13 protein-coding genes are annotated in these 16,248 nt (G+C 42.6%); 9 read left to right on the top strand and 4 right to left on the bottom strand.

The features are described from left to right. Nucleotides 1–5 precede the first annotated feature (5 nt). From N6H18_RS01865 to N6H18_RS01875, 3 genes are all read left to right on the top strand, one after another. A complete protein-coding gene (locus N6H18_RS01865; protein ID WP_262310143.1) occupies nucleotides 6–794 on the top strand; it encodes a DUF2971 domain-containing protein in 789 nt (262 codons plus the stop codon). An 89-nt stretch (nucleotides 795–883) separates the two neighbouring features. Beyond that, entirely contained in the window at nucleotides 884–1,171 is a 288-nt protein-coding gene (locus N6H18_RS01870; protein WP_262310144.1) for a YciI family protein, read from the top strand. A 289-nt stretch (nucleotides 1,172–1,460) separates the two neighbouring features. Continuing rightward, complete coding sequence (locus N6H18_RS01875) at nucleotides 1,461–1,913, top strand: FKBP-type peptidyl-prolyl cis-trans isomerase (protein WP_262310145.1); 453 nt, start codon at nucleotides 1,461–1,463, stop codon at nucleotides 1,911–1,913. A 167-nt stretch (nucleotides 1,914–2,080) separates the two neighbouring features. Here N6H18_RS01875 and N6H18_RS01880 read toward each other — a convergent pair whose 3' ends face one another. Then, nucleotides 2,081–2,611: a DUF2911 domain-containing protein gene (locus tag N6H18_RS01880; RefSeq protein ID WP_262310146.1), complete on the bottom strand. Its 531-nt coding sequence runs from the start codon at nucleotides 2,609–2,611 to the stop codon at nucleotides 2,081–2,083. A 215-nt stretch (nucleotides 2,612–2,826) separates the two neighbouring features. On the opposite strand from N6H18_RS01880, the gene N6H18_RS01885 reads away from it, so the two are divergent. The 4 genes from N6H18_RS01885 to N6H18_RS01900 all read left to right on the top strand — a co-directional run bounded on the left by N6H18_RS01885 (nucleotide 2,827) and on the right by N6H18_RS01900 (nucleotide 7,007). Further along, nucleotides 2,827–3,516, top strand: a complete 690-nt coding sequence (locus N6H18_RS01885) for a DUF4290 domain-containing protein (protein WP_262310147.1) — start codon at nucleotides 2,827–2,829, stop codon at nucleotides 3,514–3,516. Then, nucleotides 3,516–4,820: a UDP-N-acetylglucosamine 1-carboxyvinyltransferase gene (murA, locus tag N6H18_RS01890; protein ID WP_262310148.1), complete on the top strand. Its 1,305-nt coding sequence runs from the start codon at nucleotides 3,516–3,518 to the stop codon at nucleotides 4,818–4,820. The genes N6H18_RS01885 and murA overlap by 1 nt, the downstream gene beginning before the upstream one ends. A 10-nt stretch (nucleotides 4,821–4,830) precedes the next feature. Continuing rightward, nucleotides 4,831–5,742: an SdiA-regulated domain-containing protein gene (locus N6H18_RS01895; RefSeq protein WP_262310149.1), complete on the top strand. Its 912-nt coding sequence runs from the start codon at nucleotides 4,831–4,833 to the stop codon at nucleotides 5,740–5,742. A 113-nt stretch (nucleotides 5,743–5,855) separates the two neighbouring features. Next, a complete protein-coding gene (locus N6H18_RS01900) occupies nucleotides 5,856–7,007 on the top strand; it encodes a class I SAM-dependent methyltransferase (RefSeq protein ID WP_262310150.1) in 1,152 nt (383 codons plus the stop codon). 75 nt (nucleotides 7,008–7,082) lie between these two features. On the opposite strand, the gene N6H18_RS01905 is transcribed toward N6H18_RS01900, so the two are convergent. Further along, complete coding sequence (locus N6H18_RS01905) at nucleotides 7,083–7,655, bottom strand: DinB family protein (RefSeq protein ID WP_262310151.1); 573 nt, start codon at nucleotides 7,653–7,655, stop codon at nucleotides 7,083–7,085. 99 nt (nucleotides 7,656–7,754) lie between these two features. Further along, entirely contained in the window at nucleotides 7,755–8,342 is a 588-nt protein-coding gene (locus N6H18_RS01910; RefSeq protein ID WP_262310152.1) for a Crp/Fnr family transcriptional regulator, read from the bottom strand. 172 nt (nucleotides 8,343–8,514) lie between these two features. On the opposite strand from N6H18_RS01910, the gene N6H18_RS01915 reads away from it, so the two are divergent. Continuing rightward, nucleotides 8,515–10,191, top strand: a complete 1,677-nt coding sequence (locus N6H18_RS01915; RefSeq protein ID WP_262310153.1) for an alanine/glycine:cation symporter family protein — start codon at nucleotides 8,515–8,517, stop codon at nucleotides 10,189–10,191. 121 nt (nucleotides 10,192–10,312) lie between these two features. Here N6H18_RS01915 and N6H18_RS01920 read toward each other — a convergent pair whose 3' ends face one another. Then, nucleotides 10,313–12,112, bottom strand: coding sequence for a glycoside hydrolase family 2 protein (locus tag N6H18_RS01920; RefSeq protein WP_262310154.1), 1,800 nt, complete (start codon nucleotides 12,110–12,112; stop codon nucleotides 10,313–10,315). A 292-nt stretch (nucleotides 12,113–12,404) separates the two neighbouring features. Here N6H18_RS01920 and N6H18_RS01925 point away from each other — a divergent pair, with 292 nt between their 5' ends. Further along, nucleotides 12,405–16,142 (top strand): two-component regulator propeller domain-containing protein, encoded by a 3,738-nt coding sequence (locus tag N6H18_RS01925; RefSeq protein ID WP_262310155.1) that lies wholly within the window; start codon nucleotides 12,405–12,407, stop codon nucleotides 16,140–16,142. Nucleotides 16,143–16,248: the final 106 nt, after the last annotated feature.

Genomic DNA, 16,248 nt, shown 5'->3' on the forward strand with positions numbered 1-16,248 from the left:
ATGCTATGAAAATTAACGACAATTACATATTCAAATATGCTCCTATAAATGTATTTACCTATAAAAACTTATTGATAAGCCAGTTATGGTTTGGCCCTCCAGACTCTATGAACGATCAACTTGAAGGTTTAATAAAAGTAAAAAACAAAGATTTTAAACCCAGTAAGAAAGCACTAAATCATTTTATTTCATTAAACGGTCTTCGTGATTATTATTACTACTCGGATCCCTTAGAAGAAATTCAAAAACATGGGTTCATTAAATTTTTCTTAAACAATTGGTACCATCTGCAACGAAATAAATATGGGATCTCATGTTTTTCAAGTACCCCTAAAGAACCACTGATGTGGTCTCACTATGCAAATAAACATACGGGCATCTGCTTAATATATAACAAGCATAAACTGATGGAAGGTTTATTCGATTCTGGGTTCTATTTTGACATCAGAAAAATTAATTACAAAGAAAGACCCACATTAGAGCTCCTTGAATGTAATGGAGAAATATTAATTAACTCAAATGAACCCGTTTTATTCTCTAAAAACTCCAAATGGAAATATGAAAAAGAAATTCGAATCTCATTTCTCTCTGGCGAGACAAACAAATTTATTGGGCGGTCATTTACAACTTATCCTTCTGCATTGGAAGGAGTGATTTACGGAGTTAATATAAATGAGGATGATCTTGATTCTATTTCATATGTTTTACGTAACGACCCTTTATATGCTCATGTAAAAGAATACTTTGCTGAAATTGATTACGAAAAAGGTAGTATCAAAATCAAAGAAGACTAAGAAGCAATTCCTTCCCTAATCACTATTTCAATAGATTTTCAACTCTAATAGGATTATAGAGTAATCAATCATTACTATTTTCAAAACCAATGCATATCATTTCTCTGACATACAAAGTGCCGCTGGAGCAAGTAGACCAACATCTCAACGAGCACATCGACTACCTCAACGAGCAGTATAGATTGGGACATTTTCATGCATCCGGCAGGAAAGTCCCAAGGACAGGTGGCATCATCCTATCCATGCTGTCTGACAAAGCCCAATTGCTCCGCATCATCGAGCAAGACCCATTCAAGATCCACGGTCTAGCCGACTATGAGCTCACCGAATTTGTAGCCTGCAAAACTTGCCCTGAATTGAGGTTCTTGGTGGAGTAAGAGGTATAACCTTCGCCCTGAAACCTTTTAATCACATCAAACAGAATATTATTCTGTCATGATGATATTTCAATATCCCTTACAAATTTTATTTCGTCCTGGGAGACTTTTATGCGTCCCGGCACTGTCGAGGGTCGTCCCGGGGGACTTTGAACCCTTCCCGGGAGACCTTGACCCCTTCCCGGGGGTCTCGTGACCCTTCCCGGGAGACTTGGAGGGTGTCCCAGGGAGCGGGAGCAGTTTTTACAATAAACATTTCACTACTTTTACACTCTCAAAATTGAAGGATATGATTAAATACACATTTTATGCACTGATAGCGGTGCTATTGATGTCTTGCAAAGACGACGAAGAGAAAGATTATACGGCACTCAATGAGGCCGAAATCACTGCCTACATCGCTGCTAATAATTTGGACGCCACCAAAAGTGAAACAGGTCTCTACTACGTGATCAACAACGAAGGCACCGGTACACGAGCCAGAACTACCTCCAATGTGACTGTGGCCTACAAAGGCTACTACACAGACGGAAAGGTTTTTGACCAAAGTAGTAGCGCTGGTATTTCATTCAGCCTTCAACAGGTCATCGCTGGCTGGACCGAAGGCATTACCTATTTCAAAGAAGGCGGCAATGGCATCTTATTGGTTCCATCGCATTTGGGATACGGTAGTTCTGACACCCCTAAAATACCTGGGGGATCAGTTCTCATCTTTGACGTGTCTCTGATTTCGGTCAATTAAACAAAGGGACTAAAAAGTAAAACCCTGACTCCAACATACAGGATTCAGGGTTTTGTTTTTGACCATTGGGGTGCAATAAGGTTTTATGAGGATTCTACTTTCATGTAATAAACCTTTCATTTATAAGATGCACTTCACCCCCAAATAGTTGCAAAGGCTCCTCATTTTTATTTTTCAATAGGTACTTTGACTTTGACATCATCCCATTCCATGACCAATTCTGTCCCATACCCCTTCTCAGGCAAGCTGATCGCAAATTGCTCCTGACAGCAAGCAATCTCCTCCTTAGGTACCTCTACACGGAGTACATCCAGACTGTAGTCTGGCTCCCAGTAGCCCCATTCTTCGAGCTCAGTATTGAGCGCAACGATCCATTTGTCCTCGCCAGGAATGGTATAGAGTCGGTAACTTCCCGCCTTGACATCCTCCCCACCGAATCTTACATCCTGATCAAATGAAATGATGGTAGGCTCATTGGCACCTGTTCTCCAATATGTATCGTAGGGCACCAGCTCACCGAAAATTGTTCTCCCCTTCTTGAAGGGTCTGCAATAATCGACCGATACGTTCAATTGGTCACTGTTGTAAGTAACCGTCTCTGCTGGGCTATGCTTTTTGGTAGTGGCCATTTGATAGACAACAAAGGCAACTCCCACTAGCACAATCGCAGCTATTAACCATAGACTTTTTTTCCACATGATAGATATAGTTTGATTTAAGTTTTGTTTTCCCTAGAAACTAGAAAGATCAATCAAAGGTTACAAAAGCAACTTTAGACGAAAAGTACCGCCCATTCAGAGTCGCCAAGCAGTTGATTTGCGAAGAATGTTCTCTATTATTGGTAAATAATCCGATTCACACTTTTTATTTGGGTTAAAAGATTAATTTTGACGCTTGATATATCAATATACACATGCATAATTACAATACAGTCCAAGGGCACCTTACGCTCAAAGAATACGGAAGAAACGTACAAAAACTGGTCGATCACCTGCTGACCATCGAGGACAAAGAAGAAAGAAATAGAAAGGCACAAACTATGGTTGACATGATGAAATTGATCAACCCAGCTGCCAAAGAAACGACAGAATCCAACCAAAAACTTTGGGACGACCTTCATATTATTTCAGGTTTTAAACTAGATATCGAAGGACCATTCCCAACACCCAGTCGCGAAATCTTGGAGAAAAAACCTCAAAGAGTTCCTTACTCTGCCAACGACATCACATTCAAGCACTTTGGCAAAAACATCGAATTGTTGGTAGACAAAGCCATCACACTCGAAGACGCTGAAGAAAAAGAAGCTGCCATCATCCATATCGGAAAATTGATGAAGACCTTCTTCTACTCGTACAACAAAGACGTGATGGAAGATCATGTGGTCTACACCAACATCCGCAAGCTATCCAACAATCAACTGGAGATAGACATGGAAAAAGTAAAGGCTGGGGATCTGTTCGAACCACAGAAGAAGGACAAGAGAAACATCCGAAACCAAAGTACAGCTGGCAACACACCGGGAGACAGACCCAAAAGAAATAACAATGCCAACGGTAGCAATGGCAACAACAGAAGAAATAATTTCAAAAGAAAGCGAAATTAATGGCATCTTTTCATGTGACTGGCGGCACACAGCTCAAAGGAGAACTAGTTCCTCAAGGTGCCAAAAACGAAGCTTTACAGATTCTATCAGCCGTGTTGCTCACCGAAGAAGAAATGGTGATCAACAACGTACCCAACATCAGGGATGTCAACAAACTCATTGAACTGCTCAATGAGATGGGTGTCAGAGTCACCAAAAACAGCCCTGAATCCTACACATTCAAGGCTGACAAGGTCAACATCGACTTCCTAGAGTCTCCCAAGTACCTGCAGATGGCTTCCTCACTGAGAGGATCGATTATGCTATTGGGACCATTGTTGGCTAGATTCAAAAAAGGTATGATTCCACAACCAGGTGGAGACAAGATCGGAAGACGTAGATTGGATACGCACTTTACAGGATTCCAAAAACTCGGCGCTGAATTTAACTACGACAAGAAAACAGGCTACTACAACATTGATGCCTCTCATCTGACAGGTACATACATGCTACTGGACGAGGCATCTGTAACTGGTACTGCCAACATCGTCATGGCAGCAGTATTGGCCAAAGGAAAAACCACGATATACAACGCTGCCTGTGAGCCTTACCTACAACAGTTGTGTAGCATGCTCAATCGCATGGGAGCCAAGATCACTGGCATAGGTTCTAATCTCCTCTACATAGACGGTGTAGAATCCCTACATGGCACAGAGCACACTATGCTACCCGATATGATTGAGATTGGTAGCTTCATTGGTATGGCAGCTATGACACAGTCAGAGATCACGATTAAAAATGCTGGAATTCCGCATTTGGGTATCATCCCTGCAATTTTCCAACGATTGGGCATCCAGATGGAATTGAAAGGAGATGACATTTTCATCCCTGCTCAAGATCACTACGAAATAGAAACATTCATTGATGGCTCGATCATGACGATTGCGGATGCGATCTGGCCAGGGTTTACCCCTGACTTGCTGAGCATCGCACTGGTAGTAGCGACACAGGCCAAAGGCACCGTTCTCATCCATCAAAAAATGTTTGAGAGTAGATTGTTCTTTGTGGACAAACTCATCGAAATGGGTGCTCAAGTAATCCTATGTGATCCACACAGAGCTACAGTCATAGGTTTGGACAAGAAATTACCTCTGAGAGGGATCACAATGACTTCACCTGATATCAGAGCAGGTGTATCGTTGTTGATAGCTGCTATGTCCGCTGAGGGTGAGAGCATCATCCACAACGTAGAGCAGATAGACAGAGGCTACCAGAACATCGATGGTCGTCTCAATGCCATAGGAGCCAAAATCGAACGTATCTAAGAACAACACGATGAGAAAGTGCCTGTTCATTCTCTCGCTTGTATTACTGACCAACTGGGCCAATGCTCAATCGAGCTATCAGGCACTGCAGTTGGTCGGTATGTCACAGCTCCAACACAGTGACAGTGCCCCTTTCGATCTGAGTGGAATTGTACGTGTTGGGGATCATACCTATGTGGTCGCTGACAAAGAGTGGAATACTTTCTTGTACGAAATCAGCATGGACAGTGCGACCTTCGGATTCAAAGCTATCCAGCCCCTAGTGATTGAAGACAAGCCTGACATAGAAGCCATTGCTTATTGTCAAGGAAATTTTTATCTCGCCAATGAGCGAAACGGTGGATTGTATCGGTTCAACATCCGTGACAAGGTATCATCTGTGGCTCCAGAGCCTTTGGTATGTGAACAAATACCGGTTGATTTCTATGCTGTAGGTTTAAAACCAGACACTTGGGGCAATGCTGGTTGGGAAGGACTAGCGATCGATTGTGAACATCAAATCCTCTACCTGATAAAAGAAAGACAACCACGATTCATTACTACCGTGGATATGAATACTTGGCATATCCTAGATCAATTCACAATACCAGAGACCGAGAGCAATGACTTTGCAGATGCAAAATTCAACAACGGTTATTTATACTTAATTGAGCGCAATGGCAATTATATTACCAAAGTAGATCCCAGAACAAAAACGGTGGTGGACAAACGACACTACCGACATGTAGCAAGTCACCCCGATGGAAAGCTCTTTGGCCCAGAGAAATTTGGCATGGCGGAGGCACTCCTGATGTTGGAAGACGAAATCTGGATCGGATTGGACAACAATGGTCACGAGGTGACAGAGCACGCAAAAAAAGTCTACGGTCTGTCTGGCAATAAACCAGTCATCATCCGGTTTGAACGTCCCATAGGATTTTAACCCAGATAATCTGAGACCTAATTATTACCTCGTAACCTACTGGAGTGTGTCATCTGACCAAATCATATAGAACCGAAATTTAATGTGACTCTTTTAATCCCTAGCTTTGCCAGATGAATACTCGGCAAGACTTTTTGGAGCAGGTAGAAAGCTCATTGATCAACCATACTTTCGTAAAGCTCACACTCAGCAAGGCTCCTCATAAGTCCGAAAATCTCCAAAACCTGTTTATCAGACCTGTTTTGATCAAGGAAGAAACCCTGTATTCCTTTGTTTATCGCTACCTGACCAAAGACGAAACCAAGAATTATGATCTAAAATCTGCGCTAACAGAAATATCTGAATTACTGGAAAATTATTTCAAAAATGCCACGCTGTGTACACAGCATCAAGATTATCAATTGCTGACCAGCAAAAAAGGGAAAGTGACGATTCAGAAAAGTGCTGCCAAAAGAACCATCGAACCCCTCACTCATGACAAAGCCAAAAAGAAAAGAGCTGGAACAGATGCGGATTATCTCAGACTTTTGGGAGTTACTGATGACCAAGGCACTGTCATCCCCAAAATGGCAGACAAATTTCGGCAGATTAACAAATTCTTAGAGATCATCGAAGGATTGATCAACTCCTCCTCACTGCCCAAAACTCCCAAAATTGTAGACATGGGTTCTGGTAAGGGGTACTTGACTTTCGCACTCTATGACTACATGAAGACCAAAGGATATGATGTCGAGATCACTGGTATCGAATTAAGACAGGACTTGGTGGACTTCTGTAACGGTGCAGCCAATCAACTTGGATTCAACAAGCTGAGTTTTGTAAAGCAACCCATACAGGACTATAAAAATGAGGATATAGACATTCTCATCGCCTTGCATGCCTGTGATACTGCTACAGACGATGCCCTATCCAAAGGTATAGCTGCCCAAGCCAGCCTTATCGTTACTGCTCCTTGCTGCCACAAACAAGTCCGTCAACAACTCAAAGGTAAAACCATTACCAACCCCATACTGAAATATGGCATCTTCAAAGAACGTCAGTATGAAATGGTCACTGATACCATCCGCGCCTTGATTTTAGAGCGAGAAGGGTACGAATCCAAAATATTCGAATTCGTATCCAACGAGCATACACGAAAAAACGTGATGCTCGTAGGTGTAAATCACCGTGATAAAAAAAATCATGCATCCGCCACTCAAAAGATTGAAGATATCAAAAAGGAATTTGGGATCGACTACCAGCAACTGGAGAAACTATTAACCTGAATTCGATTCTTAAAGAAAGTGCAGAAAAACCCTTCAAAAAAACTCGAAGGGATATTCAAAATCGAACGCAGGTTACTAGCTGACTAGTACTGATTCTTGACCTAATTCTTTGAGTACATTTTTGGCCTGAATGATGTGACGCTGATTGTGTCCGATCAGAAACTGAAGTGCATCTCCTAGCCGAAAAGTAATAATTGCCCCCAAAGCAGAGGGTATTTTGATCTTTTGCAGATCCAATCGCTGACACATATCCAGATATTTTAATAGCTCCTGTTGATCTTCCAAAAACTTGGAAATTGTATCCTTATGCACCGTGACATCTGGGTCAAATTTTCTCATGGTTTTCATCGGGGAAGGAATGCTACCGTCAGCTCTTGGTTTTATTTTGTTGATGAACAACTTTCCTAGATAAGTAGAGTCGCAAGCCATGTTTTGACTAGGTGTAGCTATTCTCAACTTCTTATCAAACTGCATCAAATAATGCGCATCAGCAATATTAAGATGCTCTATGCACTCCAAGATACTCCAGCGTTTGGCATCAGCTTTCATCGTCAATATTTCTTCATCCAGTTTAGCCAAGGCTTTGACTTCTTCGATTATTACCAATGTATCTTGTTTAAGAGATTCTATTAATTGGGCTCGGTTCATTTTGCTTATTTTTAAACTTTTGTCAAAACTAAATTGTCCATTTTACAATCATCTTGATCTATATCAAGATCGTCCCAATCGACAGAATATCCCTCTCTTCTAATCAGTCTTGGTCATCGAACTCTTTCTCATCCGGCTAAATGTCTCTGGTGCCATGCCTAGATATGAGGCAAGATGCTTTTGTGGTACGAGTTGAAATATGTGCGGACTGTCTCTCATCAATCTCTCAAATCGCTCCTCAGCAGAAAAATCCCTAATTTCTACTTGTCTGCGTCCCATACCGATGAGGATTTTGGCGTTGAATAATCGACCCCAGCGCTCGACGGATTTGTAAGCGTCGTACATAGCCATGAGGTCTACATAACTGATTCTCAAGCCCACCACATCAGACAATGCCTCGATGTTCCAGTCTGCTACTTTTTGATCCAAAAAAGAATCATAAGCGCCAGAATAATCCCCGTCATAGGTAAACCCTATGTTGGATTCATGTCCATCTTTTCTGAAGAAAGCCCTCAACACACCACTATGAATGAAGTAGAAATATTTCTCTATTTTCCCTTCGGCAATCATATATTCTCCTTTTTTTAAGGAAAAAGGAGTCCATCGAACCGAAAAATCCTCCCATTCATCCTCGGACAAGGGGGAAAGGCGAAAAATTTGTTGCTTCAGATGTTCTATTTCGGTCATAATCAAACCTGTTTTTTGATCGTAGTACAAGATAAATATTATCTATCCCTTCGCTATGCGTTCTGTTTTAATAGATTTGTTGTTTAGCAAAATATTAAACAACAATTATATGGATTACATGAGGTCAGTACTAGTTATCTCATGTTTTCACCATTAGACTCTAATAATCCCTATGCAAGAACTAAATGATATACTCAACCTAATCGATAGTTACCTAGGTAGTTCCTTCTGGTTTCCCTATGTTTTGATTGGGACTGGTTTATTTTTCACCATCTATCTGAAGTTTCCGCAGATACGCTACTTCGGGTTTGCACTACGAGTCGTCAAGGGGAAATTTGACAAAAGTGATGACGAGGGTGACACCTCTCACTTTCAGGCACTAGCCACGGCACTATCAGGCACTGTGGGTACTGGTAATATTGCTGGGGTAGCCCTTGCCATTCATATTGGTGGGCCGGCAGCACTTTTTTGGATGCTTGTCACTGCTGCAGTCGGTATGTGTACCAAATTTGTAGAGGTCACACTCTCTCACAAATACCGTGAAAAAACCTCGGACGGCACCATGGCAGGTGGTCCCATGTATTTTATGAAGAACAAAATGAATATGAAATGGCTGGCAGCAGCTTTTGCTGTAGCGACCGTTTTATCTTCTTTCGGTACAGGTAGTCTACCTCAAATCAACAGTATCTCCAACACTCTCAATGCAACATTTGGTATCAACCACATGCTCACAGGAGCAGTATTGGCAGTTTTACTTGGGTTTGTCATCATAGGGGGCATTCATCGGATCGCTAAGGTGACCGAGAAATTGGTTCCATCTATGGCGCTCATCTACTTTGTAGGGGCTTTTGCTGTCATCTTGTACAATTATGATCAAATCATCCCTTCGTTCATATCGATCTTTGCTGATCTCTTCACCGGATCCTCAGCTACTGGTGGATTCCTGGGTGCTTCTATTGCATTTGCCTTTAATAAGGGGGTAGGAAGAGGTCTATTCTCCAACGAGGCAGGACAAGGTAGTGCACCTATCGCGCATGCCTCAGCCAAGGGGCACGAGCCCATATCAGAAGGCATGGTAGCCATTTTGGAACCCTTCATAGACACCATTGTGATTTGTACGATTACAGGACTTGTGCTACTTTCTTCAGGAGTATGGAGCGAAAAGCATGTCAATGATTTTCAAATGTCTGATTTGACCATCCTAGAACAATTAGATATTTCCGATCAAACAGAAGAAGGGAAGAAGGTTCTATATGACTACATAGCAGGTACAGGCACTTTACCTCTGTACAATGGTGGACTCATCGCCGACGATGGTAAACTGATCAGTTCGGCTACTTTCGTCCATGCGAGATCCTTGGCAGAAGAAGTCAAAGTGACCAAAAATGGCAAGTTGTTTTCGGGTGAAACCCAAATTGTAGATGGCAGACCTGTAGACCCAGAAATTGGATTTACTGGCAAATCTTTGGTGCACAGTGCCCCTCTGACTGCTTTGGCTTTTGGTAGAGGGTTCTTTGGCGAAGGGGGTACTTACATCGTATCCATTGGCATTTTGCTATTCGCATTTAGTACGGCTATTTCCTGGTCCTATTATGGAGACAGAGCGATGACTTTTTTATTCGGCAATGGATCTGTGATTTATTTTAGGATAGTGTATGTAATAGGCTTCTTTGTCGCATCATTTACCGATACCACTATCATTTGGTCACTAGCAGGCATCGCCATAGCGGTAATGACTTTGCCCAACCTTTTTGGTCTTCTCTACCTGAGAAAAGACATGAAACAAACCTTGGATGATTTCTGGATTGGATTCAAAAATGAATACCCAGACGAAAAAACACCTGAATAGAGGATTAGCTGACTAATAACCGATGATCTGAATTTTAATACTCGGATATCGACCTATAAAAATCCCGAGGTGCGATCAACCCATGATTGCGCCTCGGGATTTTAAGTCCCAACAATTAATGCTATTTGCTGAGGTAGTAATCTCTCAACACATAAAATGCCTTTTTCTTTTCTCCTGTATTGCTGATCAATCCTTTTCTGTTCCAGAAGTTTTGATAGATAGGATGTGGTCTTCTTGGGGATTTGAAGTCGGCTAAAATCCAAGGTGTCATCCCTCTTAACCCGTCAATCTGTTCGAGCATTTTGAGTTGATTCACGTATAAATCCTCTTGGTACTCTTCCGACCAGCGGACGCGCTCTTCACTGTGATAGCCTGGCTGTGCTCCCGCACCAAACTCAGAGATAAATACGGGTTTGTCTTGTTCAAATTTGAATTGAATATCCGATAGTTTGTCCAAAGCATGGCTAGTGTACCAACCTGCATATTCGTTGAAACTGATCAGATCAATCTTGTCGGCGAGGGGATCGTGACAACTCATCACCCCATCTTTGGTTTCTAATTCTAGAGCGGCAGCCACCAATCTTGTATTGTCCAATCCTCTCACGTGATCCACCAAACCTCCCATGAACTTGAAACGAGGCTCATTGACTGGTGTCTCGTTGCCTACCGACCAAACCATCACTGCAGCACGGTTCTTATCTCTATGGATCAAATCTGACAACTGTTGTTTGGCGTTTGCAAAGGTCTCCACATTCTCCCAAGAGATCGTCCAATACACAGGCACCTCTGCCCAAACCATCAGCCCCATTTGCTCTGCCATTCTCACCATTTTTTCGTTGTGCGGATAGTGCGCCAATCGCACAAAATTGCAGCCCAACTCCTTGGCCCACTGCAGCATCATGCGGATGTCTCCTTCTGACCTCAGTCTACCAGCCAACAAAGGATTTTCATCATGGATGGAGATTCCTTTGAGGAAAATAGATTTGCCATTGAGGAGAATATCCTTTCCTGCCGTTTGGATGGTTCTAAATCCAATCTGATCTTTCACCTGATCATTGCCATAGGAAATCACCACTTCGTACTGCTTTGGGCTCTCTGGACTCCAATACTTAATTTTCTTGCTCGCGAATTTATACTCTCCTTTTCCATCTCCGTCAAGTTTGATCAACTGACTCAGTTTCAATTCTGGAATCGACACCTTCACAGATTGACCTGCACTTATTCCACTTACTTGTACATCACCAAGGATTTCCGTGTTGTTTTGTGGATTGAGTCCCATCGTATAATCTTCCACATGTTCCTTGGGCAAAACAAGAAGCAATACATCTCTAGTGATCCCCCCATAGTTCCACCAATCGGTATTGACAGTAGGTACTTCGTCTTGCTTGCGGGTATTGTCGACCTTCAACACTACAAAATTCTTCCCAGCTTTTAACTGATCTGTCACATCGTATTCAAAAGGAGTAAAACCTCCTTTGTGCTGTCCTAGCTTCTTGCCATTGAGGTAGACATCTGCCACATAATTGACCGCACCAAAATAGAGTTTGTAGGCTCTTTCCTCCTTGGGAGCCAAACTAAACTCTCTGAAGTACCACACACTGCCTTCATAGAAATTGAGCTCCTCAACCTGTGAATTCCAATCTCCTGGCACATCCATGGTAGGTGCGTGCTCAAAATCATACTCGATCAATTCATTGGGATGGTTCTGCTGTCGGTTGTCATAGTAGCCTCCCTTGCCAGATTCGCTCTTGTCAAAAGCCTGCCGGCGGTAGTTGTAAAAGCCATTTTCATAGGGATCAATGAGGTAGTTCCATTGGCCATTGAGGCTAATATTTTCTCTTGAAAATGGGTTTTGAGTGGTAGCAAACAGCTCTCCTGCTGCTATCGCAAATACAGCGATTAGTAGTAATTTAACTTTCATAGTCTTTAGTAATCTTAGCACTCAAATATACACGTAGCAGCTGGCAATGAAAACCTAAGCAAGCATTATGTGAAGGATAGCTTGAGAATGCTCCGAACCAAGTTCATCCAGGTACTACGCTTTAAAAATCAGCATACCCAATCATATAGTGTTTCCGAACACACTGTATTTATTACCCGTTTATGACCAATTACCTGTATATAAACACATGGAAAAAAATGTGAAATAACAGCAAATGGCATTTCAATAAGGAAACCTGTTTATCTTTAAAAGGATTCCCATTACTTTAGCCATGATGCAAGCAATTCGAGAAAAGAACAAAAAGCACCACCTGTCCCTATTTATACTTCTTATTTTTTTACTACTTCCCAATATTGGGAGTACACAGTCCTCTGCGATCCGGTTTCGGAAAGTCAGTCTCTCCGAGGGACTGTCATTCAACACAGTCAACTCGATCACGCAGGATCTATTGGGATTCCTGTGGGTGGGTACCGAAGACGGTCTCAATCTGTATGATGGCACGAAATTCACAGTTTATAAAAATGACCCTGAAGACTCTCTTTCCATCCCAAGCAATGCGATCAATGAAGTCTATGTAGATGGGCAAAACAGGGTCTGGATCGCCACCAACAATGGTCTGTGTCTATACGACCGAAACCTCAACAAATTTAGGTCAATAGCCTCCACCTTGGGCATGACCATTACTGGCATCACAATGCTAGACCAAAACACACTTTGGCTGGCAGGGAGTCAATCCAAGGGTAAGGATATTTACTCTCTGGATATTACTTCCAAGGAAATCATTCCTATCAACTATGCTCAAATTCAATCGAAGGGATCATGGAAAATCAGTGCTGGAATCCAGCAATCCATGTGGGTCACAACCCTACAAGACGGGCTATACAAAGTGACTCCAGAAACCAACGACATTTTGGGAGGACTGGCAGGTAAAACTGTAAGGTCATTCATCGAAGAACCAAACGGCAATGTGTGGGCGGGGACTCAAGGACATGGCTTGTTTTATCTAAACAACCAACTGGAAATCATTCGTAGCTATAACGTAAACAATGGTACACTGGAAAGCAACAATATTTGGTCACTGACCCAAGATGATGAGGGCAATTTATGGATAGGCACCGATGGCAAAGGTCTCTACCTGTTGGATCAAAATGGTGAACTCAAAAACTACCAAAAAGATGCTGCTATCAAAGGCTCTCTGAGTTCAAACGTAATCAGAGCGATGTACAAAGACCAAAAAGGGGATTTGTGGCTGGGAACTTATTTAGGTGGACTCAACTACCACAGCAAGAAAAACAACCTCTTTGAGCATTTCAAAAACAATTCTTGTGATCCAACTAGTCTATCAAATGACATAGTGCTTTCGTTCGAAGAAAACAAAGAAGGAAACATCTGGGTGGGTACTGATGGTGGAGGGCTGAATTTGTACAAAAATAGTCTATTCGAGCATTTCAGCCAAAGCAAAGACGGACTGGCCGGTTCTGTGATTTTGGATTTGTTTGAGGACCATGATGACGAGCTATGGATAGGCACCTACGCTGGTGGAATCAGCCGATACGTCAACGGCAAATTCCAAACCTATAATGAGTCTAATTCTGAACTGAGCAACAACTCGGTCTGGGCGATAGGAGAAGATCCTGCTGGTAGAATCTGGCTTGGCACCAACGGAGCAGGTATCTCAGTCTATGACAAAGCTACAGGCAATTTCAGTACATACACCCATGATGACAATGATCCCAATAGCCTCTCCAACAACACCATCAGATCAATATTTTCGGATCACAACCACCAACTCTGGATAGGCACGTATGGCGGTATCAATCTTTACCAACCAGAAAAGGACAATTTCAAACACTATCCTTATGAAACCCAAGAAGGAGATACGGGCATCAATTTGATTATTTCTATCACTGAAGACAAAAAAGGAAATCTATGGATGGGAACCTATGGTGGAGGATTGTTGAAGCTGGATCCAGTAGCGGGAACATTCGAGAATTTCACACAGGCAGATGGTGTACAAAGTGGAATTATCTTTGGCGTAGTAGTCGATGATGGAGGAATGATTTGGCTCAGCTCTAGCAATGGCTTGATGAAATTCGATCCTGAAAGCAAAAAGGTTGTGGTCTATGGTGAAAGCGATGGATTACAAGGCAACACCTTCAGCATCGGTTCTTACTTCAAAGATTCCAAAGGTAGGGTTTATGTAGGTGGAAACAATGGTTTCAACTCCTTCGATCCCAATCACATCAACGTCAGTGATTTCAAACCCAAAGTTTTCATCACCAATCTTCTCATCTATAATAAAATAGTAAATCCTGGCGACAAGGACTCTCCTCTTACCCAACAAATGAGTGTCACAGATCATCTAACCCTTGACTCCAAACAATCTGTTTTTGGTTTTGAATTCGCCGCACTCAACTTTACGAATGCAAGTAAGAATCAATATGCCTATTGGATGGAGGGATTTGAAGAGGAGTGGAATGAAATAGGTAACAGAAACTTTGTCACCTACACCAATCTTGATCCAGGAAAATACACTTTTCATGTCAAAGCTACCAACACCGATGGTGTCTGGAGTGACGAAGCTACGGTTCTACAACTGACCATTCTACCTCCATGGTGGGCAACCTGGTGGTTCAGGTTATTGAGCGCAATCATCGTCATCAGTATCAGCTACTACATCTACCGTAGTAAAAAGATACAAAGACAAGAGACGATGCAACTGTTGGAGCAAAAAGTAAACGAAGCAGTCGCAGCAGTCAAATCACAAAATGACGAATTGGTCAATCAAAAAGGCAATCTTCAAGCAGCCATCGAAGATACCAATTTTGTAATCACAGAAGCAGTCGAATCAGGCAACTTCAGTGCAAGAATCAACACTGAGCTCAAATCAGGAGAATGGAAAGCGCTCGGAGAATCCATCAACCAATTGTTTGAATCCGTGCTCACACCATTCAATGCCATCAATGAAGTCATCAACAAAGCTTCTCAGAGTGATCTGACAGGCAGGTATACTGGAGTGGCTCACGGGGACATTCTGTACCTGACCAGCAACCTGAATACCGCCATGGAGAACCTGTCTACCCTACTTTCGGAGATCAGTAACAAAGTAACTGTCATCGGCATGGCATCTCAAGAAATGCTCCTGACCACAGAAGAAATGGATGCCAGCACTACCGAAATCTCCACCGCTATTGCACAGATGAGTCAAGGAGCCAACTCCCAACTAAACAGTGTGGATCAATCCACCCAACTGATGGAAGGCATACTCAGCTCATCCAACGAAATGGGAGATCAGGCACAGTCCATCAAAAACACCGCTCAATCTGGGGCAGAAAAGAGCCAAGAAGGTATGCAGCTGATCGGAAAACTCGATCAAAACATGAAGGATATATTGCGGTTTTCGGATCAAAGCAATTTATCTATTAGCACCTTGACCCAAAGATCCAAGGAAATCACCAGCGTGATCCGTATCATCAAAGAAATTGCAGCACAAACCAATCTGCTAGCACTCAATGCAGCCATCGAAGCAGCACAGGCAGGAGACTCAGGGCGTGGCTTTGCGGTCGTAGCAGAAGAGATCCGAAAACTCGCAGAGGACTCCAGAAAGTCAGTCACTGAAATAGAAATGCTGATCTCTGGCGTGCAGACAGACACCCAGTCAACAGCCAAATTAATCTCTGAGATGGGTACTTTTGTTCGTGCTGGAGAGGAAGCTTCTCAGCGTACATTGACGACTTTCAAAGAGATAGCCAAATACTACATACAGACCTTGGGTAAATCCGAAATGATTGTTCATGCTACTGAAAAACAAACCAGCGATGTAGAAAATGTCGTCAATATCTTGCGTGGATTGGTGGTAATCGCCGAACAGACTGCTGCTGGGACTGATGAAGTTGCCAGCTCTGCTACTGAGCTATCCTCTGGTATGACCAACTACATCAATCAAAGCAAACAAGTGCTCCAAATCGTCAACCAGCTCCAACAAAAAATGGAAGAGTTTAAATTGTAATCGAAAGATCACAGATATGGCTCAAGATGGATAAACAAATGACACATCCAAAGGGAGTCCGTTGAGTGAGGAGACAAAAGCTAATTGAGTCCGGTCGTTACGCGTG

The sequence above is a fragment of the Reichenbachiella agarivorans genome (assembly GCF_025502585.1).
In the GTDB taxonomy this organism is placed as follows: Bacteria; Bacteroidota; Bacteroidia; order Cytophagales; family Cyclobacteriaceae; genus Reichenbachiella; species Reichenbachiella agarivorans.